General features: G+C 41.4%; 17 protein-coding genes and 6 tRNA genes. 20 read left to right on the top strand and 3 right to left on the bottom strand.

Annotation, left to right across the window (positions count from 1 at the left end; all coding sequences use genetic code 11):
- Positions 1-3 precede the first annotated feature (3 nt).
- From cbpA to JG30_RS06585, 3 genes are all read right to left on the bottom strand, one after another.
- On the bottom strand, positions 4-669 hold the full coding sequence (gene cbpA, locus JG30_RS06590) for a cyclic di-AMP binding protein CbpA (protein ID WP_046317450.1): 666 nt from the start codon (positions 667-669) through the stop codon (positions 4-6).
- Positions 670-702: 33 nt separating this feature from the next.
- Positions 703-849, bottom strand: a complete 147-nt coding sequence (locus tag JG30_RS09075; protein WP_198205197.1) for a hypothetical protein — start codon at positions 847-849, stop codon at positions 703-705.
- A gap of 113 nt (positions 850-962) precedes the next feature.
- The gene (locus tag JG30_RS06585) at positions 963-1934 is read right to left on the bottom strand and encodes an L-lactate dehydrogenase (RefSeq protein WP_046317447.1); all 972 of its coding nucleotides are present in this window, start codon (positions 1932-1934) and stop codon (positions 963-965) included.
- Between the two features lie 210 nt (positions 1935-2144).
- Here JG30_RS06585 and pth point away from each other — a divergent pair, with 210 nt between their 5' ends.
- The 20 genes from pth to rpoC all read left to right on the top strand — a co-directional run bounded on the left by pth (position 2145) and on the right by rpoC (position 26463).
- Complete coding sequence (pth, locus tag JG30_RS06580; protein ID WP_046317445.1) at positions 2145-2702, top strand: aminoacyl-tRNA hydrolase; 558 nt, start codon at positions 2145-2147, stop codon at positions 2700-2702.
- Between the two features lie 14 nt (positions 2703-2716).
- Entirely contained in the window at positions 2717-6241 is a 3525-nt protein-coding gene (gene mfd / locus JG30_RS06575) for a transcription-repair coupling factor (RefSeq protein ID WP_046317444.1), read from the top strand.
- A complete protein-coding gene (locus JG30_RS06570) occupies positions 6238-7788 on the top strand; it encodes an oligosaccharide flippase family protein (RefSeq protein WP_046317443.1) in 1551 nt (516 codons plus the stop codon). Before mfd ends, JG30_RS06570 begins: the two co-directional genes overlap by 4 nt.
- A complete protein-coding gene (locus JG30_RS06565) occupies positions 7775-8017 on the top strand; it encodes an RNA-binding S4 domain-containing protein (protein WP_046317441.1) in 243 nt (80 codons plus the stop codon). Before JG30_RS06570 ends, JG30_RS06565 begins: the two co-directional genes overlap by 14 nt.
- A gap of 78 nt (positions 8018-8095) precedes the next feature.
- The gene (locus JG30_RS06560; RefSeq protein ID WP_052725254.1) at positions 8096-8488 is read left to right on the top strand and encodes an FtsB family cell division protein; all 393 of its coding nucleotides are present in this window, start codon (positions 8096-8098) and stop codon (positions 8486-8488) included.
- Positions 8489-8504: 16 nt separating this feature from the next.
- Complete coding sequence (locus JG30_RS06555) at positions 8505-8939, top strand: S1 domain-containing RNA-binding protein (protein WP_046317438.1); 435 nt, start codon at positions 8505-8507, stop codon at positions 8937-8939.
- A 33-nt stretch (positions 8940-8972) separates the two neighbouring features.
- Positions 8973-10310 (top strand): tRNA lysidine(34) synthetase TilS, encoded by a 1338-nt coding sequence (gene tilS / locus JG30_RS06550; RefSeq protein WP_046317435.1) that lies wholly within the window; start codon positions 8973-8975, stop codon positions 10308-10310.
- Complete coding sequence (gene hpt / locus JG30_RS06545) at positions 10310-10852, top strand: hypoxanthine phosphoribosyltransferase (RefSeq protein ID WP_046317434.1); 543 nt, start codon at positions 10310-10312, stop codon at positions 10850-10852. The genes tilS and hpt overlap by 1 nt, the downstream gene beginning before the upstream one ends.
- A 60-nt stretch (positions 10853-10912) precedes the next feature.
- A complete protein-coding gene (ftsH, locus tag JG30_RS06540) occupies positions 10913-13033 on the top strand; it encodes an ATP-dependent zinc metalloprotease FtsH (RefSeq protein ID WP_046317431.1) in 2121 nt (706 codons plus the stop codon).
- Between the two features lie 183 nt (positions 13034-13216).
- Positions 13217-14224, top strand: coding sequence for a tRNA dihydrouridine synthase DusB (dusB, locus tag JG30_RS08965; RefSeq protein ID WP_046317429.1), 1008 nt, complete (start codon positions 13217-13219; stop codon positions 14222-14224).
- Positions 14225-14230: 6 nt separating this feature from the next.
- Positions 14231-15733 (top strand): lysine--tRNA ligase, encoded by a 1503-nt coding sequence (gene lysS, locus JG30_RS08960; protein ID WP_046317427.1) that lies wholly within the window; start codon positions 14231-14233, stop codon positions 15731-15733.
- Between the two features lie 81 nt (positions 15734-15814).
- Positions 15815-15887 (top strand) — tRNA-Lys (locus JG30_RS06525).
- A 41-nt stretch (positions 15888-15928) separates the two neighbouring features.
- Positions 15929-16000, top strand: a tRNA-Gly gene (locus JG30_RS06520).
- A gap of 11 nt (positions 16001-16011) precedes the next feature.
- A tRNA-Leu gene (locus tag JG30_RS06515) sits at positions 16012-16097 on the top strand.
- Between the two features lie 9 nt (positions 16098-16106).
- A tRNA-Arg gene (locus JG30_RS06510) sits at positions 16107-16180 on the top strand.
- 31 nt (positions 16181-16211) lie between these two features.
- A tRNA-Gly gene (locus JG30_RS06505) sits at positions 16212-16283 on the top strand.
- An 11-nt stretch (positions 16284-16294) separates the two neighbouring features.
- Positions 16295-16368 (top strand) — tRNA-Pro (locus tag JG30_RS06500).
- A gap of 133 nt (positions 16369-16501) precedes the next feature.
- Entirely contained in the window at positions 16502-18973 is a 2472-nt protein-coding gene (locus JG30_RS06495; protein WP_046317425.1) for an ATP-dependent Clp protease ATP-binding subunit, read from the top strand.
- A 222-nt stretch (positions 18974-19195) separates the two neighbouring features.
- Entirely contained in the window at positions 19196-22849 is a 3654-nt protein-coding gene (gene rpoB, locus JG30_RS06490; RefSeq protein WP_143443915.1) for a DNA-directed RNA polymerase subunit beta, read from the top strand.
- Between the two features lie 14 nt (positions 22850-22863).
- A complete protein-coding gene (gene rpoC, locus JG30_RS06485; RefSeq protein ID WP_046317423.1) occupies positions 22864-26463 on the top strand; it encodes a DNA-directed RNA polymerase subunit beta' in 3600 nt (1199 codons plus the stop codon).
- Positions 26464-26709: the final 246 nt, after the last annotated feature.

Below are 26709 nucleotides of genomic sequence, written 5' to 3'. Positions count from 1 at the left end.
TAATTATTCGGCAGGCAATTGGTCTAAAATCGTTCCTTTTTGTAAGTCATCAATTTCGGAAACCCGAAAATTATTGGCTTCTAAATTGTCGACAATCCGGCGTAATTGTTCGGCGTTCACTTGTGGTTGCAAGGTAAAGAGATTGCGTCTTACCAAAGCAGTTTTTCGAGCGTCTAAGGTTAAACAACCGACAATATTGACTTCTTGGTTAATAATACTGGAGATTTCCGCCAGCTGTCCCGCTTGACCAGAGGAAATGACGGTTAATACGTAACTGCCGGTATTAATATTCCACGCCTCGGACAACATTTCTAGAAGTTTAGTATGGGTGAGAATGCCGTAAAAATGATGATTTTCGTCTAAAACAGCAATGTAGGGTAAATCTTTGATGTTAAAAAAAACTTTAAAAAAAGGAGCATTAATGGGAATAGTTTTGGTGGCATTTTTCAATAAATATGTCACTGGCAAAGACATGTCCCCATTGCGGGATTTATGACGATAGATATGCATTTTATAAATATTGCCCCGAAAAATTGTTCCGGTTTCATCTAAAATAGGGACACAGCGATTATCGGATTCTTCCAGAATTTTTAAAGCCTGTTCTAAGGTCACCGATTCCTGGACGGTAACTAAATAACGTTTCTTTAAAACTAAAGATTTGATCAGCATTATTTTATCCTCAAAATTTTTAGAAGTACTTGATTAGTCATCACTAGTTCCAAAGTAGGCTGCCGGCCACATCGCAAGAAAAATGGGCACAATCCCCAAGAACCAATTACCTAGTAAAGTACCTATTAGGACGACCACTAAACATAAAATTAATAAAATTAACATAGCTTTTTTCATCAAAATATTCATCCTCCTCTCTGATGAGCTTTTGCCTTTATCATAGCACAGCGCGGATTTAAAAAATAAAAAAACTGCCATTAATAAATGGCAGTTAGTGCTAATCAAAAATTGGCTTATTCAATACCTACAGCTTTAAAACCATCATGGGCAACTTTGGTTAATTGCGCAGCAGAGTTGTTCATCTTTTCTTGTTCCGCAGCATTCAAAGGTACTTCTAAAATTTCTTGGACGCCATTGCGATTAACCACTACCGGAGAACCAACATAAAGATCTTGAACGCCATATTGGCCATTCATATAAACGGATAAAGGTAACACTGTTTTTTCATCAGCCAAGAGCGCCTTAGCAATACGAGCTAAAGCTGTGCCGATGCCATAGAATGTGGCACCTTTTAAATTAATAATTTCGTAAGCTGAATTAACTACCCGATCATTAATAGCTTGCAATTTTTCATCGGTAATTTCAGGATGGGTTTGTTGATATTCAGCCATTGTTAAACCACCAATAGTCAAGTGAGACCAAGCAACAAATTCACTGTCACCATGTTCGCCCAAAACGTAACCATGGATCGAACGTGGATCTACGTTTAATTCTTGACCTACAAATTTCCGTAACCGAGCGGTATCTAAAGAAGTTCCGGAACCAATGACCCGTTCTTTCGGGAAGCCCGATAACTTCCAAGTACCGTATGTCAAAATGTCCACCGGATTAGCAGCTACTACAAAAATACCATTAAATCCAGATTCCACTACTGGATCAACAATCGTTTTTAAAATTTTCAAGTTTTTATTCACTAGATCCAGACGAGTTTCGCCAGGTTTTTGGGGAGCACCAGCAGTGATTACTACCAAATCAGCATCTTTAGCATCACTGTATTCGGCAGCATAAACGTTCTTCGGATATGAAAAACTAGTCGCGTCAGCAATATCAATGGCGTCACCTTGAGTTTTTTCTTTAGCAATGTCTACGATCCCAATTTCGTTAGCGATGCCTTGTAAGGTCATAGCATAGGCAAATGAAGATCCCACTGCTCCGTCGCCTACTAAAATCACTTTAGTATGGTTTTTATCAGTAATACTAGTCATAATTCAATGTGCTCCTTTATGTTTACAATTTTTTTCATTATCGATTGTAACATGGTAGTATAATGAAAACCAAAATTATCTCACTTTGAAAGGGTTTTAAATATCATTTTCATGAATTTTCATTAAAAATACAATTTTTGATTGGTTATTGATTCTGAGAATTATGTTATAATCGACCAACGTTAACACTAAGAAATAGGATGAGATGAAATGAAGGCAATTTTCGGCTTAGGTAACCCTGGGCCACAATACGAAGGCACCAAACATAATATGGGATTTATGACAATTGATCTACTAGCCCAACATTTTGGTGTAGAATTAACAAAGCGTGAATTTTCGGCTTTAGATGTGCGCTTTAAATATCAGGGTGAAACAATTTATTTGGTGAAACCGCTAACATTTATGAACAACTCAGGCAATGCCGTGCGGCCTTTAATGGGCTTTTATCAAATTTATCCGGAAGAAATTTTAATTATTCAAGATGATTTAGATTTGCCTGTTGGTAAGATCCGGTTACGGCAAAAAGGATCTGCGGGGGGACATAATGGTTTAAAAAGCATTATTGCTGCTTTAGGGACAGAACAATTTAAGCGAATCAAAATTGGAATTGCCCATCCCCAAAAACAAACCGTGGTGGATTGGGTTTTAACTCCTTTTGCAGGCGAACAAGCGCTTCAAGCGCAAGCGGGTGTGAAACGGGCCACGGCAGCAGTGATTGATTGGATCACACACGATGATTTTATGCAGACGATGAATCAATTTAATTAAAATGGAGAGTAATTGTGGAATTAGTTGATTTTTGGCAGACCAATTCGGCCTTGCAGACTTTTTTATCACAGCTTAAACCCCGAACATGTCAATTGGTAACGGGGTTGACCAATTCAGCCAAAGCTTTATTTTTAGCTAATCTGGTGAGGCAAAAAAAACAACCTCTATTAGTCGTGGAACCGGATACTTACCATGCAAGTCAATTATATGAAGATTTAGTGCAACTATTAGAAATACCGTCAGTGCACTTATTTCCGGTCGAAGCGACGATTGCTACGCAAATTGCGATTAGTTCGCCGGAAGCTTTGAGCCAGCGTTTAGCCGCGCTGGATTTTTTGCGTAGTCAACAAGCCGGTGTGGTCGTAACATCTGTCGCGGGTCTGGAAGAGATTTTACCGGCACCGACGCAATTTGATCAGGCACATTTTACTTTGACCATTGGTGCCTCATATCCATTAGAACAATTACCTGAACAGTTGGTGGCCATGGGTTATCAACGCCAAAACCTCGTAGCTAACCCGGGTGAATTTGCTATTCGAGGCGACATTGTGGATGTTTATCCGCTAACAGGTCAACCTGTACGGATTGAATTTTTTGATGATCAAGTGGAAACGTTGCATTTTTTGGATCCGGCTTCGCAGCGCAATCATCAAGCTATTCAGCAAATCCAGCTCTCACCGGCCAGTGACCGAATTGCTACTAGTGACCAATTAAAAGCGGCGGCGGCGGTTCTCAGTCAGCAATTGACCACCCAGATTAAGCAAATTACCGATAAGAAAGTGCAACAAAATTTACAGGATAATTTTCAAGAAGATCTTACTACTTTGCAAAGTGGGAATCCTGTAGCTAATCCCAGCCGCTATGTGTCTTATTTATATCCCGACCCGGCTAATTTGAGTCATTATTTAAGTTTAGAAGGCATTATCGTTTTTGATGACTATGATCGTTTAGTGGAACAAGATCAAACGAATCAGGCGGAGAATTTAGCTTGGTTTGAAAGCCAATTTGATCAAGGAAAATTTTTACCAGAACAGAAATTTCATTTAGACTTGGCGCCGGTTTTGACTAAAATCAACCAAGCAGAAATTCATTTATCACTTTTTCCTAAAAATCGTGGTCACCGGAAATTTCAGCAATTACTAGATATTACAAGTCGTAGTGTTCAACAGTTTTTCAGCAATTTGCCGCTTTTAAAAACGGAAGTGACCCGCTGGCAAAAATTAGGCTATACGACGGTGTTACTGATTAACAATGCGGTTCAAATTCAGAAAATGCAAAACACTTTGCGGGACTTTGGTATTACCGCGATCATTAGTTCGAAAACGGATCTCCAAGTAGGAGCCTTGCAATTAGTTGAGGGCGGCTTACTAGCAGGATTTGAATTACCTAATGAAAAATTAGTGGTAATTACCGAAAAAGAATTATTTAATCAGCCTACCAAACACCATCGCTTTCATACGCAATTGAGTAATGCGGAACGTTTAAAAAGTTATACAGATTTAAAGCCGGGCGATTACGTGGTTCATGTCAATCATGGTATTGGCCGCTTTGTAGGCATTCAAACGCTGGAAGTGGATGGTAAGCACCAAGATTATATTACGATTACCTATCGCGATGATGGTCAATTATTAATCCCGGTTACACAATTAAATATGGTGCAAAAATATGTTTCGGCAGAAGGCAAAGCACCGAAATTAAATAAATTAGGCGGCACGGAATGGCATAAAACAAAGCAAAAGGTCCAGAAAAATATTGAAGATATTGCGGACGATTTGATGGATTTATATGCGCAACGTAAGGCAGAACGCGGTTTTGCTTTTTCGGCCGACGATGATTTGCAAAAACAATTTGACGATGAGTTTACTTATGTCGAAACACCGGATCAATTACGCAGTATCCAAGAAATCAAACGCGATATGGAAAGTCCTCATCCAATGGATCGACTTTTAGTGGGCGATGTGGGTTTTGGTAAAACAGAAGTGGCTTTGCGAGCAGCTTTCAAAGCTATCAATGATGGCAAACAGGTCGCCTTTTTAGTACCGACGACGATTTTGGCGCAACAGCATTATCAAACGATTGTCGAACGTTTCAAAAGTTTCCCAGTCCAAGCCGCAATTATGTCACGTTTTCAAACCCGCGCTCAACAAACAGCAACTAAAAAAGGTTTACTGGATGGTTCTATTGATATTGTAGTGGGGACTCATCGTCTATTATCCAAAGATATTCAATTTGCGGACTTGGGGTTGTTAATTGTCGATGAAGAACAGCGGTTTGGCGTAAAACATAAGGAACGTTTAAAACAGTTAAAATCCCAAATTGATGTGTTAACGATGACTGCTACGCCGATTCCGCGAACCTTAAATATGTCTATGAATGGGGTGCGCGATTTATCGGTTATTGAAACAGCTCCTCCCAACCGTTATCCGATTCAAACTTTTGTGATGGAACAAAATTATGATGTCGTACGCAGTGCGATTGAGCGCGAATTGGAACGGGGCGGACAAGTCTTTTATCTGCATAATCGGGTGGAAGATATGGAACAAACAGCCCAACTTATTACTAGTTTGGTACCGGATGCGCGAGTCGCCATTGCCAATGGTCAATTAACGCAAGTGCAACTAGAAGGAGTGATCAGTGATTTTTTAGCTGGCGAATATGATGTCCTAATTACGACTACGATTATTGAAACCGGTGTAGATATGCCCAATGCGAATACTTTGATTGTCGAAAATGCAGATCATTATGGGTTAGCCCAATTGTATCAATTACGTGGGCGCGTGGGCCGTTCCAGTCGGGTGGCTTATGCTTACTTCATGTATCGGCCGGATAAGACTTTGACAGAAGTAGGTGAAAAACGCTTAGAAGCCATTAAAAATTTCACGGAATTGGGCTCCGGTTTTAAAATTGCGATGCGCGATTTAGCGATTCGTGGAGCAGGTAATTTATTAGGCCAGCAGCAGCATGGATTTATCGATTCGGTGGGTTACGATCTATATACGCAGATGTTAGAGGAAGCAGTAGCTAAACGCCGCGGCGCTAAAAAGCAGGCCACGCATACGAATTGTGAAGTTAAATTAAATTTGGATGCTTATATACCAACCGAATATATTAGTGATGAATTGCAAAAGATTGAGATGTATAAGCGGTTGCGTGAAGCGCATACAGTGACACAATTAACCTCTTTGCAGCAAGAATTTAAAGAGCGCTTTGGTAAATATCCGCAAGAAGTCGCACAATTATTTAAATTAACACAAATTAAGCTACTGGCAGATACAGCATTAGTTAAAAGCATCAATCAAAAACAAAAGCTTTTGACTATTCAATTTGATCAGTTAGCCAATAATTATTTAACCGGTGAACAACTCTTTAAAGCATTAACCGTCACAGTTTTAAAAGCCCGTGTGGCTAATGAACATCATTATTTTGTGGTGCAATTAAAGCTCAATGATCCCGCTAAAGATTTTCTACCGGAACTTTTGCGGTTAATGCAAGAATTAGCTAATTTGGCGACTGCTACGCAACAACAGGCAGCTTCATGAGGGAGCCGGCTCGTCAAGCAAATTTTATGACCGGAACATGGCTCTTATCGCTGGCGGCCTTAATTGCCAAAATTTTAAGTGCTCTTTATCGGATTCCATTACAGAATATTGTGGGTGATCGGGGATTTTTTGTTTATCAGCAAATTTATCCTTTTTACGGTTTAGCTAGTTCCTTGGCGTTAGTAGGTTTGCCCTTGTTTGTTTCGCAAGTCATGGCTCAAGATCACACGGCTCAGCAAGCTAATTTTCAGCGCTTATGGCGCTTTGCAGTGCTTTGGGGTCTTAGTAGTGCGTTAATCCTTTGGTGCGGGGCTTCGGTGTTGGCACAGCTGATGGGTGATAAGAACTTAGCACCGTTAATTAAAGCCATGGCTTTATTTTATGCCTTGGCACCCTTGGAGGGAGTTTTGCGCGGAACGTTTCAGGGACAACTGCAGATGGAACCTACGGCATTTTCACAAATCAGTGAACAGGTGGTCCGCGTAGCGGTTATTATCTTAGCGGCACTAGCTTGGCGCCAGAAGAATTTACAGTTATATCCTATGGGAGCTTGGGCTCATGCGGGAGCTGGCTTGGGAGCTGTGGTTTCGTTAGCTGTTTTAGCATTCTATTGCCGTAAGCTGGTTTTTAGCACAACATCTGCAGTTGGGCCGAGAAAAATTTTATATCGGCGTTTTTTTAAAGAGGGCTTGGCTTTAAGTATTTTTGGCAGCTTAATTATATTATGGCAAATAGTTGATACTTTTAATTTGTTACGGCTCTTACAGCAGGGGCATTATGATCAACCTCAAATTATCAAGGGTATTTATGATCGCGGGCAACCATTAGCACAATTAGTGATGGTAATTGGACTTTCGTTTGCTACTTCTTTAATGCCGCAATTAGGCCAATCGAATCTGGCAATGCAGCAGCGAATCATTACTGTCAGTTGTAGATTAGGCCTGTGGTTAACGACTAGTGCCACTGTTGGTTTAGTCGTGTTGATGCCGCAAATTAATACCCTGTTATTTAAAGATGCGGCCTACAGTGGACCATTAGCGCTGTATTGTTGCGCAGTCATTTTTTGGTCATATGCGACTTTAATGAATATTATTATGCAGGCTCGCCATCAGTCTCAAGGCAATGTATTATTAGTTTGTCTGGCAGTAGTGTTAAAATTGTTACTAAACGATCTTTTAATTAAACCTTGGGGCTTATGGGGCGCTAGTTGGGCCACCGTAATTGCAAGTGCCTTTTTGGCTTTGAAGTTATATCAACGGGCGACTGCCGATTTAAAGAGTATTTTGTGGCGGGATAAATATTTCCCAAAATTGGTTCTAGTGGCTGGAGGCATGGCCGTAGTGGTTGGTATTTTGCTCCAGGTAGAAACTTTTTTCTGGCCAACGACGCGAGGTTATGCGTTCGTAGAAGTAGTAGTGAATATAATTGTTGGTGTGTTGTGTATAGGGATTTTCAGTTGGCACAGTCAATTGTTAACTATTGAAGAATGGCATTTAGTACCGTTGATGAAATATTTAATAAAGGAGAAAGATGATGCGCTTAGATAAATACTTAAAAGTTTCCCGTTTGGTCAAGCGGCGAACTTTGGCCAAAGAGATTGCTGACAAGGGACGAATTAGTGTCAATGATCGTGTGGCTAAGTCCAGTAGTGATGTTCAAGTAGGAGATATAATCACGATTCATTATGGTGACAAAACAGTTAAAGTACAGGTTTTACAACTGAATGAATTGGCTAAAAAAAATGAAGCAACCGATTTGTATAAAAGAGTAGAGTGAGTCTGAAATAAATAATGGACACCCTTTCAAGATGTTGGTATACTTACTGTTAAGAGCTTCTTTGGTGGAGGGATTGAATTGCAACAGCCAAGACGTCGACGCAATGTGTATCCGATTAAATTAAACAATAGCGATGCTTCAGCAGAAAACAAGTTTAAACGTCGTATTATTCAGGTACACCGGCGGCGGATTACACTGTTATTGGCTGTCGGATTAGTTATTTTAGTCGCTTTGGGTAGTCGTGTGGTCCAAGCACAACAAGAACGTGAGCAAACGCGAGTTGAATTTAACCAACATCAAAAACGTTTACAACAAACGAAACAAAAACAAGCTAATTTGCAAACTGAAGTCCGACAACTCCATAATCCCGAATATTTAGATAATTTGATTCGCTATCGTTTTAATTACTCTAAGGACAATGAAATTATTTATAATATTCCGAATGAGGCCAATCAAAATCTTAACTTTTAAGGAGTAAGGAAATACCATGACCGTATCTGTGGGTACCAAAGTAACTGGTAAAGTTACTGGAATTAAAGATTTTGGAGCTTTTGTTGATCTTGGTGATGGTCAAAGTGGACTGGTGCACATTAGTCAAATTTCCAATGACTATGTCAAAGATATTCATGATAAGCTCAGTGTCGGCGATACTGTGACAGCGATGGTGGTGAATGTCGAACATGGCAAAATTGCATTGTCAATTAAACAAGCAGAAAAACCAGCTTCCAAAAATCATCACTCCCACCCACATCATCAGAATCGTACCAATAGTAATTATCATCATTCCAATAATAAAAAGGATAGTAAAGATGACTTTGATACCCTTTTAGCAGGTTTTATGAAAGAAAGTCAGGATCGTTTATCGACCTTAAAAAAAAATACAGAAGGAAAACGGGGCGGTCGTGGTGGCCGCCGCAGTTAAGTTCGAGTTATAACTCGAACTTTTTTATTAACTATGACAGATCCAACTGAAATTAAATTTATGCAAATTATGCACCAAACTGCTTACCTGAAACCAGAGGATCGCTTATTAGTTGCGGTTTCAGGTGGTAGTGATTCCATGGCTTTATTGAATTTATTACTTCATTTGCCGGACTCTATGCGGCCCAAGTTATTTGTAGCCACGGTGGATTTTGCCTTGCGCAGCATCAGTAGTCAAGAAGTTGCAGCTGTTCGGCAATTTTGTCAACAACGACAAATACCGTTTTGGACAACTCGATGGCAGCATGCAACATCTGTAACAAGCATGGAAGCTCAAGCCCGGCAATTTCGCTACAATTTTTTTCAACAAATCATGCAAAAAAATCAGTTAACGAAGTTAGCTACCGCACATCAAGCTGATGATCAAGCGGAAACAATTTTGATGAAATTAATCCGTAGTGGTAGTTTCTGGACGGTTCAAGGCATTGTCCCTTGTCAAACGTGGAAAGTGGGACAATTAGTGCGCCCATTATTAAATTTTACGAAAAAAGAGTTACAGGACTATTTGCACCGCCAACATCTCAGTTACGCCGTGGATGAATCTAATTTTCAAGATATTACTTGGCGTAATCGACTACGCCACTATGTTTTACCACAATTACAACGTGAAAATCCCCGGCTTCATGAACATCTACAACAGTTTTCACAACAACAGATTAGCGTGCAGAATTTACTGCAACAGTATTTTCAAACTTTGATAGCTCCCCGATTGACTAGGGTTTTACAGGGCTGGCAGTTGGATTTACAAGATTTATTAACTGGCGAGCCGGTACAATTAAGTTTATTGGTTCAATATTTGGTCCATGATTTAATTCAAGTTGAACTGACAGGTCGCCAATTAGCCGCCGTGCAACAATTATTTCCCAAAGCCAACGGTTTGCTAAAATTAACAGGAGATTGGCAATTACAAAAGAGCTATCGCTACTTATTCTTACTGCGATCAGCGACATCAACAAGTCCGAGCACCGAGCAATATTTGCTGCAAATTGACCAACAGGTTCTTGCAAATGATGGTCAAAAGTTTACAATAAAACAGTCCATTCAAAAATCACCAAAGACTTTTTACTATGATCATTGGCCCCGTAGGATTGTTTTACGTCATCGCCAGCCCGGGGATCAGGTACGATTGCTAAACGGCCAACATCAAAAATTGAAAGCGCGGTTAATTAATCTGAAAATTCCTCAATGGCAGCGGGATCAACTTTGGTTGATACTCTTTGATCAGGAGATTGTCTGGATTCCTCAAGTTTATCGTTATCAAACACCGTCTAAAAAATTTTTATTCGAAGTCAAATGGGAGAGGAATAATTGATGAATCTAAATGAAGATATTCAAGAAGTATTGTTTACCGCCGAGACCATTGCTGCTGCTAACCGGCGGCTTGGGCGACAAATAGCGCAAGACTATGCTGGTAAAGAACCGCTTTTTGTATGTATACTCAAAGGTGCAATTGTTTTTTTAACGGACTTAATGCGCGAAATTCCTGAGGCTATTGACATTGACTTTATGGATGTTTCTAGTTATGGTGGGTCAACCAAGTCTTCAGGAGAAGTACGGATTTTAAAAGATTTAGATTTATCGGTTAAAGATCGCGATGTTTTATTTGTGGAAGATGTAGTGGATACGGGCAATACTTTATATGAATTAATGAAATTATTTGCTACGCGGCAAGCCCGCTCGATGAAAATTGTTTCCTTAATTGACAAACCGGTACATCGTCATCAGGCTGTAAAAGCTGATTATATCGGGTTGAGTTGTCCGGATGAATTCATTGTCGGCTATGGCATGGACTACCAGGATAAATACCGTAATTTACCCTATATTGGAATTTTAAAACCTGAAGTTTACATGTAGATGCAACTATCTGATTGTGATAACATAGGTATCAAGTTATGAGTGTTGGAGGAAAACAGATTGAAAAATAATCGAAATGGACTACGCAATAATAGTCTGTTTTATATTGTTATTTTTATCCTTTTAATCTTAGCAACGAGTTGGTTTGTTGGAGGGAGAGGTTCGGCACCTGTCCAAAATCTGACCTCCAGCGAATTTGTTTCTAAGCTAAAGGCTAAGAAAGTTAAAAATTTTGCAATACAACCATCAAACGGCGTTTACAAAGTTACTGGAACCTATAAAAAGGCCGAGAAACAAAGTAGTAAAGGCACTGACAGTAATAATAATTTAGCTCTTTTTTCAAGATCAGCAAGTCCCATTAATCAATCTAAACAATTTAATGCTACGATTCTACCCAATAATTCTTCCTTAAAACAAATTAGTGATGCCGCCCAGGCTACCGGTACGCGAATGAATGCGCACGAAGAATCTCAAAATGGGGTTTGGGTTAATTTAGCAATTTCTATTTTACCTTTGTTATTAATCTTTTTCTTAATGTACTCTATGATGAGTCAAGCAGGCCAAGGCGGCGGTGGTGCTGGCAAAATTATGAGTTTTGGCAAGTCTCAAACCAAACCAGTGGATCCCAAGAAAAACAAGGTTCGTTTTTCGGATGTTGCGGGTGCTGAAGAAGAAAAACAAGAATTAGTAGAAGTTGTGGATTTTTTAAAGGATCCCCGCAAGTATTTAGCTTTAGGAGCGCGGATTCCCTCAGGAGTGCTTTTAGAAGGACCTCCCGGAACAGGGAAGACTTTATTAGCCCGAGCTGTCGCTGGTGAAGCTAAAGTGCCATTTTATTCCATTTCCGGTTCAGATTTTGTGGAAATGTTTGTCGGCGTCGGAGCTTCGCGGGTCAGAGATTTGTTTGCGAATGCCAAAAAAAATGCGCCTGCGATTATCTTTATTGATGAAATTGATGCCATTGGTCGGCAACGTGGTAATGGCAAAACAGGTGGCGGCAACGATGAACGCGAACAAACCTTAAATCAATTGTTAGTGGAAATGGATGGTTTTACTGGTAAAGAAGGCATTATTGTCATGGCTGCCACGAACCGTTCTGATGTCTTAGATCCGGCTTTATTACGTCCAGGACGTTTCGATCGTAAAATCCTTGTGGGACAGCCGGATGTTAAAGGTCGCGAAGCCATTTTAAAGGTTCATGCTAAGAATAAACCATTTGCTGATGATGTGGATTTAAAAGTGGTTGCCCAACAAACACCTGGTTTTGTGGGGGCAGATTTAGAGAATGTCTTAAATGAAGCAGCTTTAGTTGCGGCCGAGAGAAATAAGAAAAAAATTGATGCGGCAGATGTTGATGAAGCTGAAGATCGCGTGATTGCTGGTCCCGCCAAGCGTGATCGGGTGATTTCACCGGATGAACGGCAAATGGTTGCCTATCATGAAGCCGGACATGCAATCATCGGCGTAGTTTTAAGTGATTCACGAGTAGTACGCAAGGTGACAATTATTCCGCGGGGCCGTGCCGGTGGTTACGCTATAATGCTGCCTAAGGAAGACCAAAACCTGTTGACCAAAAAAGATTTGATGGAACAGGTGGCGGGCTTAATGGGTGGTCGAACGGCTGAAGAAATTATCTTTGGCAGCCAATCTTCGGGTGCTTCCAACGACTTTGAGCAAGCTACCCAAATTGCCCGGGCAATGGTAACAGAGTATGGGATGTCTGAGAAATTGGGGATGGTGCAGCTGGAAAAAGGTGGTGCTCCCGTAGGTGCTTACGGTCAACCTAATTATTCTCAAGAAACTGCGACGGCCATTGATGAAGAAGTGCGTAAGATTTTAGATCAGGCCCATCAGCAAGCTGTTGAGATTATCCAAGGCCATCGGGCCCAGCATAAAGCCATTGCAGAAGCTTTATTGAAATATGAAACTTTGGATGAAAAACAAATTTTGAGTTTATATAATACAGGCGAAATGCCAGAAACTAATGAAGATGAGTTTCCTTCTGAAAAGGCCTCAACTTTTGAAGAAGCCAAAAAAGCTGCTCAATTACGTGATGAAGCTAAACAGGCTAAAGAAGAGCAGCATGGAACTTCTAGTGAACCGGAGTTTCCTTCCGAAAATCAAGGCCAGTCAACCGATAAAGGATCAGCAGATGACGATTCACCACGGCAAGAAGATTAAAGTTTAATTATTTGAAGAAGCATCGTCTGAGTGGACGATGTTTTTTTAGCGCTAGTCACGGATAATTAGCACAATCCGTAATTAATCTGGACCAGAAGGGGATTTCCTCCGAAAATAATTGCCAGAGTTATTCGTCTTTTGCTATGATACAAAAGAGTAGATTTTATTAAAGAGGAAGAATTTATGGAGTGGAAAATAGGAAACGTCACTATTCCTAATCAAGTAGTTGTAGCACCGATGGCCGGTATTTCCAATTATGCCTTTCGGATTACGGCAAAAGAATTTGGCGCTGGGTTAGTAGTTTGCGAGATGATCAGTGATCGCGGGATTTTGTATCATAATCAAAAGACCCTGGATATGTTGTATGTGAATCCAAATGAGCACCCCATCAGTATTCAATTATTTGGTAGTAGTAAAGAAACTTTAGTGCCGGCGATTCAATATGTCGCAGAAAATACGGCGGCAGATATTATCGATATTAATATGGGCTGTCCCGTCAAAAAAGTAGCAAAGACTGGAGCTGGTTCTAGTTGGTTGTTAGAACCTGATAAAATATATGATTTGCTTCGATCAGCTACCGCAGTCGTTGATAAACCGATCACGGTCAAACTGCGAACCGGTTGGGATCAAGATCATATTACCGCTGTCGAGTGTGCCTTGGCGGCGCAAGCAGGTGGTGCTGCGGCGATTGCCATGCACGGACGCACGCGGGCACAGATGTATACCGGCCATGCAGATTGGGAATTATTACACCAAGTTGCTCAACAAGTTTCTATTCCTTTTATTGGTAATGGTGATATTAGAACTCCTCAAGATGCTAAGAAGATGATTGAAGAAGTAGGTGCGGATGCCGTAATGGTAGCTCGGGCGGCTATTGGCAATCCTTGGGTTCTGCAGGCAATGAACACTTATTTGCAAACAGGAGAATTGTTGGCAGAACCGACGCCACAGCAAAAGGTCAAAGTGGCTAAAGCAGAATTAGCGCGCTTAGTAGAACTTAAAGGGGAAAAAATTGGGGTGCCGGAGTTTCGCCAACAAGCGGCTTACTATTTAAAAGGTATCCCGCGCTCAGCACGAACGAAAGCGGCAATTAATGAAGTTACTACCAAACAAGCGGTAGATGATTTGCTGGATCAGTTTGTACAACAGGTAAGTGAGCGGCAGCTCAAGAAAACAGCGAGAGGGGTCTAAACTAAGATGGCAAAGAACAACAAACATAATTCAGAATTAAAAAATCAAATGGACGTACGTCGTCAAAAAATGCAAAATTTGCGTGAACAAGGCATTAATCCATTTGGACATCGATATGAGCCGGATACGACGGCACAAATGTTACATGATCATTATGATGCCAGCAATAAGGACGATGTGGCAGCAGCAGCGCAAACAGTAACGATTGCTGGACGCATGATGTCTAAACGCGGCAAAGGTAAAGTAGGTTTTGCAGATATTAAAGATCGCACCGGCCGAATTCAAATATATGTTCGTAGAGATGTGGTAGGAGAAGAAAATTATCGTCTTTTTAAGCAGGCCGATTTAGGCGATTGGTTCGGTATTGAAGGGACCGTCATGAAAACGGATATGGGAGAACTAACGGTGCGCGCAGATCATTTGACCCTATTAACCAAATCCTTAAGGCCTTTACCGGATAAGTATCACGGCTTAACCAATGTGGAGCAAATTTATCGTCAGCGCTATTTAGATTTAATCACTAATGATGACAGTTTCCAGCGCTTTCTAAAACGCTCTAAAATTATTTCAGCCATTCGAAAATATTTTGATCATAATGGTTTTATTGAAGTAGAAACTCCAGTGTTACACAGTCAAGCGGGAGGAGCGGCAGCCCGGCCTTTTATTACCCATCATAATGCTTTAGATATTGATTTATATTTGCGAATTGCTTTGGAACTACATTTAAAACGACTAATTGTTGGAGGAATGGAACGGGTTTACGAAATTGGTCGTGTTTTTCGTAATGAGGGCATCGATACCAAGCACAATCCGGAATTTACGGAATTAGAGAGTTATGCCGCGTATTTTAATTTTGAAGATGTCATGGATGAAACGGAAGGTGTCTTTCAGTTTGCGGCACAAGAAGCTTTAGGAACTCAACAAATTACTTACCAAGGCCATGCTGTTGATCTCAGTCAACCATTCCGGCGCATACACATGGTGGATGCTATTAAACAGCAAACCGGTGTAGACTTCTGGCCGAAAATGTCCGTCGCAAAAGCGCGTCAACTGGCGGATGAACACCAAGTACATTATGAAGATTATTGGCAAGTCGGGCATATCATCAATGCGTTTTTTGAAGAATTTGTAGAAGATCAAATTGAAGAACCTACTTTTGTTTATGGTCATCCGATTGAAATTTCCCCTTTGGCCCGGAAAAATGAGCAAGATCCGCGCTTCACTGATCGGTTTGAATTGTTTATTTTAGGGAACGAATATGCCAATGCTTTTACGGAATTAAATGATCCTATCGATCAACGACAACGTTTTGAAGCTCAGATGGCAGAACGTGCGGCCGGAAATGATGAAGCGGAAGCTATTGATGAAGACTTTGTTGAGGCTTTGGAATACGGAATGCCTCCAACCGGTGGTTTAGGCATTGGGATTGATCGACTAGTTATGTTATTAACTGATGCAGCATCAATTCGAGATGTCATTTTATTCCCAACCTTGCGGCCGGAAGATTAGCGATCAATTAATTGCTGGTTGATTTTTAATAGTTAAGTTGCTATAATAATACAGTCGTTAAGTTCAGAACTGACGATTGTTGAGTCGCTAGCTCAGCTGGTAGAGCAACGGCCTTTTAAGCCGTGGGTCGTGGGTTCGATCCCCACGCGACTCATTAACTGTCATGGAATCATGATAGCTGCATTAAAACTACATGCGGAAGTAGTTCAGTGGTAGAACATCACCTTGCCATGGTGGGGGTCGCGGGTTCGAATCCCGTCTTCCGCTTTTATTATTTTGCCGGGGTGGCGGAACTGGCAGACGCACAGGACTTAAAATCCTGCGGTAAGTGATTACCGTACCGGTTCGATTCCGGTCCTCGGCATTATAATTAGCACCCATAGCGCAATTGGATAGAGTGTCTGACTACGAATCAGAAGGTTGTAGGTTCGACTCCTACTGGGTGCATTAAGTTTTAGTTTGGATATTGGTAGTTTTTGCGGAAGTAGTTCAGTGGTAGAACATCACCTTGCCATGGTGGGGGTCGCGGGTTCGAATCCCGTCTTCCGCTTTTGTAGTTTTCGGGAAATAGCTCAGCTTGGTAGAGCGCTACGTTCGGGACGTAGAGGTCGCAAGTTCGAATCTTGTTTTCCCGATTTTTTTGTTCAAAATTTGTGCTAAGATTAGCTGCGGGCTGATCTTTTTTATTAAGCAGATTTTTTGTGCAAAAGTGTTATTATGATATACTACTACCTCAGAAATGTAGTTGGTTAAGAAAGAAGGGCTGTTATGAACGAACTATTTACCCCGAGCGCAAAAGAAGCCTTACATTTGGCGCAACGATTAGCTAAAAAATTACGGCATCATGAAGTTGGAACGGAACATTTATTGTATGGTTTAGTAAGTGAAGGCTCTGGTGTAGCGGCTAAGACTATTACTGACCAAGCTGTCAGTGCAGTGGACATTCATGACGAGATCGAAGCTTTAACTGGCTACGGCCCCGATGATCAATCAGCCCGTAAAGTTCGTTATTTACCATACTCACCGCGAGCTAGTCAGGTTCTAGAACAAGCTACCAATCAAGCACAATTATTAGAAGCACCGCAAGTGGGCACCAGCCACATTTTATTAGCTCTGCTACGTGATCAAACCATTTTGGCAGATCGAATTTTAGTTAATTTAGGTTTAAGCATTGTTAAGACACGCAAGTTATTGCTTCAAAAAATGGGAATCAATCCGAAAAATAAAACTGCTAATTCTACTCATGGCAGCAAAAAACGGGAAAGTACGACTCCAACCCTAGATTCATTAGCCCGGGATCTGACAGCCATGGCTCGGCAAAAACTTATTGACCCGGTTATTGGTCGTGATGTCGAGATTACCCGTGCTATTCAAATTTTATGTCGCCGCACTAAAAATAATCCTGTATTTATTGGTGAACCCGGTGTGGGTAAAACCGCGATTGTCGAAGGATTAGCGCAACGAGTTATCGCAGGTGAAGTACCAGAAGAACTCTGGTCCAAGCGGATTATGATGCTGGATGTGGGCTCGTTAGTAGCAGGGACTAAGTATCGGGGTGAATTTGAAGATCGATTAAAAAAGATCATTAATGAAATTTATCATGATAAAAATATCATCTTGTTTATTGATGAATTGCATACTTTAATTGGAGCTGGGGGCGCAGAAGGGGCCATCGACGCCTCTAATATTTTAAAACCGGCTTTATCCCGTGGTGAAATTCAAATGATTGGGGCTACTACTTTAGACGAATATCAAAAGTACATTGAAAAAGATGCAGCTTTTGCGCGTCGTTTTGCTAAAGTTTTAGTTAATGAACCTAATCAAGCAGATAGTTATGCTATTTTAAAAGGACTGCGGCCCGAGTATGAAGGACATCATCATGTGCAAATTAGTGATGCCGCTTTAAAGGCTGCCATTCACTTATCACAGCGCTATTTACCTAGTCGTTATTTGCCGGATAAAGCGATTGATTTAATTGATGAAGCTAGTGCCCGCGTTCATATTCGCCAAGTTCAAAAAAGTTCTTATGCGAAATTAACAACTCTTGAAGAACAATACAATCAAGTGGTCCAACAACGGGATCAGGCTTTGCAGGAGCAAAATTTTGAGCAAGCCGCTCATTATCATCAACAAGAAATGGATTTACAAAAACAATTGCAACAACAAGCGCTGAAAAGTGCCCGTCAAAAACAGCAACAAAAAGTACAAGTCAATCCCGATGATATTGCTGCGGTAGTGGCGCAATGGACAGGAGTCCCTCTGGAAAAAATGACCGTCAAAGAAGGACAGCGGTTATTGCATTTGGAAAAGGACTTACATCGTCGTGTCATTGGTCAAGACGAGGCGATTACTACGATTGCTAAAGCGATTCGTCGTTCGCGCAGTGGCTTAAAAGATCCCAAACGACCAATTGGCGCGTTCATTTTCTTAGGACCAACAGGCGTCGGTAAGACCGAGCTGGCCAAGGCCTTAGCTGCCACAATGTTTGGGGCTGAATCTAATATGATTCGAATTGATATGTCCGAATATATGGAAAAATTTAATACTTCCCGCTTAGTCGGATCCGCTCCCGGATATGTTGGTTATGAAGAAGGCGGCCAGTTAACCGAGCAAGTCCGCAATCATCCTTATTCAGTAGTTTTATTAGATGAAGTGGAAAAAGCTCATCCAGATGTTTTTAATTTATTATTACAAGTTTTGGATGAAGGTTATCTGACGGATGCTAAAGGTCGACGGGTAGATTTTAGGAATACGATTATTATTATGACTTCGAATTTGGGTGCTACGGCACTGCGCGATGAGCATAATGTGGGCTTTGGTAAAGTTTCTGCTTTACATGATTATCAAGCTATGAAAACCCGGATTTTAGAGGAAGCCCGTCAATTTTTCCGGCCGGAATTTCTAAATCGGGTTGATGATCTTTTGATTTTCCATGAGCTGACACAAAAAGATTTACATCAAATTATTAAAATTATGATAGCTCAGTTAGAACAACGACTACAAGCTCAAAAAATCAAATTACGGCTCACGGCCAAAGCATTAGACGTATTGGCTGTGAAGGGCTTTAATCCTCAGTTTGGGGCACGACCATTGCAGCGGACTATTCAAACGGAAATTGAAGATCCGATTAGTGATTTATTGTTAGCACATCAAGTACAAGCTGGTGATACTTTAAGTGTAGGCGTGAACCATGGCCAATTGAAGTTCAAAGTCAAACAGACTTCCTCGGTGCCAGTTTAACTCTTGACAAATTCTTTAAATTGTAATATTGTAATAAAGACTGATTAGCGTAGAGTCAAGTACGTATTCTCCCGAAATATTGTCCGGGTTGAATTATAAAAAAGCAAAAATAGTGTTGGTACTATTTTTGGTTTTTTTTTGCTTTGAATGCGCTAATTAATAATTTGTAACATAATTGTAATATTATTGACGACGCTTAGATTTTTCGAAAGGGTGAACAATTTGACGGAAGAAAAAGTTCGTTATCATAATGTCAATTACGGTAAACATCGAACACGGCGCAGTTATGCGCGAATTAAAGAAGTAATGCCGCTCCCTAATTTAATTGACATTCAGACTAACTCTTATAATTGGTTTTTAGATGAAGGCCTCAAAGAAATGTTCCAAGATATCATGCCTATTGATGATTTTGCGGGCACGTTATCATTGGATTATGTGGACTATAAATTGCTGAAGCCCAAATATACCGTTGAAGAAGCCCGAGATCATGATGCCAATTATTCAGCGCCGTTACACGTGACTTTACGCCTAACTAATCATGAAAGTGGCGAAATCAAAACCCAGGATGTATTCTTTGGTGATTTTCCCCTCATGACACAACAGGGCACTTTCATTATTAATGGTGCAGAACGGGTCATTGTTTCGCAATTAGTCCGTTCGCCGGGTGTTTATTATACAGCGGAACCGGATAAGAATGGCCGGATTATTTATGGAACGACCGTCATTCCGAATCGTGGTGCTTGGTTAGAATTTGAAAATGATGCGAAAAATATCACCTATGTACGCATTGATCGAACCCGGAAATTACCGATTACTGAATTGGTGCGGGCTTTAGGTTTTGGTTCTGACAGCGAGATTTTAGATATTTTAGGTGAAAACAGTGATTCTTTGAATTTAACTTTGGAAAAAGATGTTCATAAGGATACAACTGATTCGCGAGTAGACGAAGCACTTAAAGATATTTATGAACGACTCCGCCCAGGTGAACCCAAAACAGCTGAAAGCTCCCGTTCGCTCTTATATGCCCGTTTCTTTGATCCGAAACGCTACGACACCGCACCGGTCGGGCGCTACAAAGTTAACAAAAAATTAAATCTGAAAACTCGACTACGCAATTTAACTTTGGCGGAGACTTTAGCAGATCCCGAAACAGGGGAAGTTATTTTAAACAAAGATACCAAATTAGATCGGGCTGCTTTAACTAAATTGTCACCTTATTTAAAGAATCCTGATTTTAAGGCCGTAACTTTCCAACCGGATGCAGAAGGTGTTTTGACTGATCCGGTTAAATTACAGATTATCAAAGTTTACTCACAAGAAGATGAAGATAAGGTCGTTAATCTCATCGGTAATGATAATATTGATGAAAAAGTTAAGCATATTACACCTGCAGATATTTTAGCAGAAATCAATTATTTCTTTAATTTGCAAGAAGGCATTGGTTCCACTGATGATATTGATCATTTAGGCAATCGTAGAATTCGTTCGGTGGGTGAATTACTGCAAAACCAATTTCGTCTAGGTTTGTCACGAATGGAACGTGTGGTACGGGAACGGATGTCGATTCAAGATACTGCCACCGTGACGCCCCAACAATTAATCAATATTCGACCGGTAGTGGCGGCTATTAAAGAATTTTTTGGTTCTTCGCAATTATCCCAATTCATGGACCAAAATAATCCTTTAGGAGAATTAACGCATAAACGGCGGTTGTCAGCCTTAGGGCCAGGTGGTTTAACGCGGGATCGTGCCGGTTATGCTGTGCGGGATGTTCATTATACGCACTATGGTCGGATGTGCCCGATCGAAACACCTGAAGGTCCTAACATTGGTTTGATTAATAATTTAGCCACTTATGGTGTAGTTAATAAATATGGTTTTATTGAAACCCCTTATCGCCGGGTGTCTTGGGACACGCATAAAGTAACTGATAAAATTGATTATTTAACAGCTGATGAAGAAGATAATTATGTTGTGGCTCAAGCCAACACACCTTTAAATAAAGATGGTTCGTTTGCCGAAGAGCGCATTTTAGCCCGGCACAAAGATGATAATATCGAAACGACAGCTGATAGAATCGATTATATGGATGTGTCACCTAAACAAGTTGTGTCCGTGGCTACTTCATGTATTCCCTTCTTGGAAAATGACGATTCCAACCGGGCCTTAATGGGAGCAAACATGCAGCGGCAGGCGGTTCCTTTACTACAGCCCCATGCGCCTTTAGTTGGTACTAGTATGGAATATGTCGCAGCTCACGATTCTGGGACAGCCCTGTTAGCCCATGATCCGGGCACCGTTCAATATGTGGATGCCAAATTGATTAAAGTGCAGCGTGCTGATGGTACCCTAGATAACTACCACTTAATGAAGTATCGGCGTTCCAATGCCGGTAAATGTTATAATCAGCGGCCGATTGTCAAACGTGGCGATCAAGTAGATCAAGGTGAAATTATTGCTGATGGTCCAGCCATGCAAAAAGGTGAATTAGCTTTAGGCCAAAATCCTTTAATTGCCTTTATGACTTGGAATATGTATAACTACGAAGATGCCGTAGTTCTATCGGAACGCTTGGTGAAAGATGACGTTTATACCTCGATTCATATTGAAGAATACGAATCTGAAGCGCGTGATACTAAACTGGGACCCGAAGAAATTACCCGGGAAATTCCAAACGTGGGTGATGATGCCCTGAAAGATTTAGATGAAACAGGAATTGTCCGGATTGGTGCCGAAGTTCGTGATGGCGATATTTTGGTGGGCAAAGTTACTCCCAAAGGGATGACGGAATTGTCTTCCGAAGAGCGCCTCTTGCATGCTATTTTTGGCGAAAAAGCTCGGGAAGTACGAGACACTTCGTTACGCGTACCTCATGGCGGCGGCGGCATTATTCAAGATGTCAAAGTTTTCACACGTGAAGCCGGTGATGAATTAAGTCCAGGCGTGAATACGATGGTGCGGGTCTATATTGCTCAAAAGCGGAAGATTCAAGTGGGCGATAAAATGGCCGGTCGTCATGGAAACAAAGGAACGGTATCCATTGTGGTCCCGGAAGAAGATATGCCTTATATGCCGGATGGAACCCCAATCGATATTTTGTTAAATCCGATGGGCGTGCCTTCTCGAATGAATATCGGACAAGTTTTGGAATTGCATTTAGGAATGGCTGCGCGTAATCTTGGGGTCCATATTGCGACACCAGTATTTGATGGGGCGAGTGATGATGACTTATGGTCGGCAGTCAAAGAGGCTAATATGGCGTCTGATGCCAAGACCGTCTTGTATGATGGTCGTACGGGTGAGCCGTTCCATAATCGAGTAGCCGTAGGTGTTATGTATTATATGAAACTGGCACATATGGTCGATGACAAGATTCATGCCCGTTCTATTGGACCTTATTCCTTAGTAACTCAGCAGCCACTAGGTGGGAAAGCTCAGTTTGGTGGCCAGCGTTTCGGTGAAATGGAAGTTTGGGCTTTAGAAGCTTATGGTGCAGCTTATACCCTCCAAGAAATTCTCACGTATAAATCCGATGATGTTACAGGGCGCGTAAACACTTATGAAGCCATTGTCAAAGGAGAAACCATTCCAAAGCCGGGTGTGCCAGAATCTTTCCGCGTTTTGATTAAAGAACTGGAATCTTTAGGTCTAGACATGAAGATTTTGGATCATGAACATCAAGAATTGGACTTGAAAGATATGGATGAAGATGCTACCAGTCATAATGTTGATGCATTATCCCGTTTGGCCGAAGAACAAGAGCAAAAACAACTTCAAGAACAGGCCCAAAAGCAAGCAGATAATCCATCAGCCACCAAAGGATTAATGGACAAAATTAATAGTTTAAATGTTGATGATAGTGATCAGGATCAATAAGGGGAGGTTGTCAATTGATAGATGTCAATAAGTTTGAGAGTATGCAGATTGGACTGGCTTCTCCCGATAAGATTCGTAGTTGGTCTTATGGGGAAGTAAAAAAGCCGGAAACTATTAATTATCGTACTCTAAAACCGGAACGTGATGGTCTCTTTGATGAACGGATTTTTGGCCCTACGAAAGATTGGGAATGTGCCTGTGGCAAATACAAGCGAATTCGGTATAAAGGAATTGTTTGTGATCGCTGCGGTGTAGAAGTTACTAAATCGAAAGTTCGGCGGGAACGAATGGGCCACATTGAGTTAGCTGCTCCAGTGACACACATTTGGTATTTTAAAGGCATTCCGAGTCGGATGGGTTTGGTTTTAGATATGAGTCCTCGCGCACTTGAAGAGATTATTTATTTCGCTGCCTATGTTGTTATTAAAGCCGGCAATACGGATCTAGAAGATAAACAGCTCTTAACTGAGACTGAATATCGAGAAAAACGTCAGCAATACGGTGATGCTTTCGAGGCCAAAATGGGCGCTGAAGGTGTCAAAGAATTATTACAAGCGGTCGATTTGGATAAAGAAGTAGACCAGCTGAAAGCCGTTTTAAAATCTGCTACCGGTCAAAAACGGACACGTGCAATTCGGCGCTTAGATATTCTAAATGCTTTTAAAGATTCCGGCAATCGTCCTGAATGGATGGTGATGGATTGTATTCCAGTCATTCCGCCAGATTTGCGGCCCATGGTCCAATTAGAAGGAGGCCGCTTTGCCACTTCTGATTTAAATGATTTATATCGCCGGGTAATTAATCGTAATAATCGTTTGAAGCGCTTGTTAGATTTAAATGCTCCCAATATTATTGTGCAAAACGAAAAACGGATGCTGCAAGAAGCGGTTGATGCTTTAATTGACAACGGTCGTCGTGGTCGTCCAGTAACCGGGCCCGGCAATCGTCCTTTGAAGTCTTTGTCGCATATGCTTAAAGGTAAGCAAGGACGTTTCCGGCAAAATCTGTTAGGAAAACGGGTGGATTACTCCGGACGTTCGGTAATTGATGTTGGTCCGACTTTGAAATTCTATCAATGCGGCCTACCTCGCGAGATGGCTTTAGAACTATTTAAACCTTTTGTGATGCATGAATTAGTAGAGCGGGAATTAGCATCTAATATCAAGAACGCTAAACGCAAGATTGAACGCCAAGATGATGCGGTTTGGGATGTTTTAGAAGACGTGATCAAAGAACGGCCAGTACTGTTAAATCGGGCCCCAACGTTGCACCGTTTAGGTATTCAAGCTTTTGAACCCGTTTTGGTAGATGGGAAATCGATTCGTTTGCATCCTTTAGCTTGTGAAGCTTATAATGCTGATTTTGACGGGGATCAAATGGCGGTCCACGTTCCTTTATCTGATGAAGCACAAGCCGAAGCCCGCATGTTAATGTTAGCTGCGCACCATATTTTGGCGCCTAAAGATGGGAAACCAATTGTTACTCCATCACAAGATGTAGTTTTAGGTAACTACTACCTCACGTTAGAAGAGCGTGGCCGTGAAGGCGAAGGTATGATCTTTAAAGATATGGATGAAGTCGAATTGGCTTATCAAAACGGAGTAGTGCATTGGCACACACGGATTGGTTTATCGACCAAGACTTTAACCTCTTTTGCTTTTGCTGATGATCAGCGTGATCGCATTATGTTGACTAGTGTCGGTAAGGTAATCTTTAATCGAATTTTACCGGCCGGGATGCCTTTCCTTAACGAACCATCGGAAACTAATTTAGTGGACGGGGTTCCCGAAAAGTATTTCCTTAAAGCGGGTGAAGATGTTCACCAACGTCTACGTGATATGCCGCTAACGGATCCTTTCAAAAAGGGTTATTTGAGTGATATTATTGCTCAAGTCTTTAAATTATATCGCGTTCAACGGACTTCCGAATTGTTGGATGATATTAAAGAGCTAGGCTATACGGCATGTACTTTATCCGGGTTGACCGTCGGAGTCTCCGATGTACCGCAATTATATGATAAACAAGCCATTGTGGATCAAGCTCATAAACAAGTGGCGACAGTTTCCAAGCAATTTCGCCGGGGCTTAATTACTGATGAAGAACGTCATAATCGGGTTATTAGTATTTGGAATGATGCCAAGGATGAAATCCAACAACAATTAGTAGATAGTTTTGATCCGAAAAACCCAATTTCAATGATGTCCGATTCCGGAGCCCGGGGGAATATTTCCAACTTTACTCAATTGGCAGGAATGCGGGGCTTAATGGCCGCACCTAATGGCGGCATGATGGAAATTCCGGTTACTTCTAATTTCCGTGAAGGCTTATCCGTTATGGAAATGTTCATGTCCACTCACGGTGCTCGTAAGGGAATGACTGATACCGCCTTAAAGACAGCGAACTCCGGTTATTTGACCCGGCGCTTGGTTGATGTGGCCCAAGATGTCATTGTGCGCGAAGAAGATTGCGGCACTGACCGTGGTATGGAAGTCTCTGCTATTAAAGACGGTAACGAAGTGATTGAGCCTCTCTATGATCGATTGGTAGGACGCTTTACACAAAAAGCAGTCTTTGATCCCCAAACAGGTGCCGAGTTGGCAGCACGTAATGTATTAATTGATGAAGATTTAGCTAATCAAATCATTGCCGCTGGAGTGACGACGGTGAACATTCGAACTGCCTTCACCTGCAACACGCGCCATGGTGTCTGCCAAAAATGTTATGGTCGCAACTTGGCTACAGGCGAAGAAGTCGAAGTAGGTGAAGCTGTGGGTGTAGTGGCAGCGCAGTCCATTGGTGAACCCGGCACGCAGTTAACTATGCGGAATTTCCATACCGGTGGTGTGGCCGGCGGTGAAGATATCACCCAAGGATTACCTCGTGTGGAAGAAATTTTTGAAGCCCGTAATCCTAAAGGGTTGGCTTATATTTCTGAAGTTGACGGTACAGTGACTACAATTGATGAAAATCCAGCCGAGCATACCCGTGAAATTACGGTTGAAGGAAAGACTGATACGCGCACGTATAGTGTTCCTTATACCGCTAGTGTGGCTGTAGCTGAAGGTGATACCATCGCTCGTGGTGGCAAGTTGACAGCTGGTTCAATTGATCCTAAACAATTAATTAAAGTCACAGACGTGAAGACAACTGAAAATTATCTGTTAACAGAAGTTCAAAAAGTTTATCGGATGCAAGGTGTCGATATCAGTGACAAACACATCGAAGTTATGGTACGCAAGATGTTGCGCAAGATTCGCGTCCTTGATCCAGGTGATACGAATATCCTACCAGGCTCTTTATTAGATATTGGTGATTTTACGGATGAAAATAAAGAAGCTTTGATTTCAGGACAACTACCGGCTACGGGAGCACCAGTGTTATTAGGAATTACCAAAGCTTCCTTAGAAACCAATAGTTTCTTATCGGCGGCTTCTTTCCAAGAAACTACACGGGTCTTGACGGATGCTTCAATTCGAGGTAAAAATGATCCATTAGTCGGTCTGAAAGAAAATGTGATGATTGGAAAATTAATTCCTGCGGGAACCGGCATGGCAAAATATCGTCATATGCGTCCCAAAAAAGTTGCTCCAGCAGTTACCCAATCAGAAAATTAAATTTAATGCCAAAAGACTTGAGCCTTGAGCTGAAGTCTTTTTTTGTGGGCTGAAAAAAGGTTTTCTATGTTCATTCTGATAATATATTTTAAGAAACGTCCTACTTTTTTAGAGAATTAATAGGTTCTAAAGGAAATTTACTTCAAAATGGCTTAAATAGCTCGCAGACGAGTTCTTAGGTGACACTGAAATATTAGTTGCTGGCGCATTTTACGGTCGGCATTGTCGAAGCACTACCAACATTCA

Origin of the sequence: Bombilactobacillus mellifer (genome assembly GCF_000970795.1) — a bacterium.
GTDB classification, from domain to species: domain Bacteria; phylum Bacillota; class Bacilli; order Lactobacillales; family Lactobacillaceae; genus Bombilactobacillus; species Bombilactobacillus mellifer.
The sequence above is the reverse complement of the archived record's forward strand: the minus strand, read 5'-3'. Positions and strand labels throughout refer to the sequence as shown.

Bases quoted from the DNA above. Each gene is read 5' to 3' on its own strand.
- JG30_RS06565 (WP_046317441.1), top strand. From the start codon at position 7,775: ATGCGCTTAGATAAATACTTAAAAGTTTCCCGTTTGGTCAAGCGGCGA.
- dusB (WP_046317429.1), top strand. From the start codon at position 13,217: ATGGAGTGGAAAATAGGAAACGTCACTATTCCTAATCAAGTAGTTGTA.
- cbpA (WP_046317450.1), bottom strand. From the start codon at position 669: ATGCTGATCAAATCTTTAGTTTTAAAGAAACGTTATTTAGTTACCGTC.
- JG30_RS06585 (WP_046317447.1), bottom strand. From the start codon at position 1,934: ATGACTAGTATTACTGATAAAAACCATACTAAAGTGATTTTAGTAGGC.
- lysS (WP_046317427.1), top strand. From the start codon at position 14,231: ATGGCAAAGAACAACAAACATAATTCAGAATTAAAAAATCAAATGGAC.
- hpt (WP_046317434.1), top strand. From the start codon at position 10,310: ATGAATCTAAATGAAGATATTCAAGAAGTATTGTTTACCGCCGAGACC.
- JG30_RS06495 (WP_046317425.1), top strand. From the start codon at position 16,502: ATGAACGAACTATTTACCCCGAGCGCAAAAGAAGCCTTACATTTGGCG.
- JG30_RS06570 (WP_046317443.1), top strand. From the start codon at position 6,238: ATGAGGGAGCCGGCTCGTCAAGCAAATTTTATGACCGGAACATGGCTC.
- tilS (WP_046317435.1), top strand. From the start codon at position 8,973: ATGACAGATCCAACTGAAATTAAATTTATGCAAATTATGCACCAAACT.
- pth (WP_046317445.1), top strand. From the start codon at position 2,145: ATGAAGGCAATTTTCGGCTTAGGTAACCCTGGGCCACAATACGAAGGC.
- JG30_RS06555 (WP_046317438.1), top strand. From the start codon at position 8,505: ATGACCGTATCTGTGGGTACCAAAGTAACTGGTAAAGTTACTGGAATT.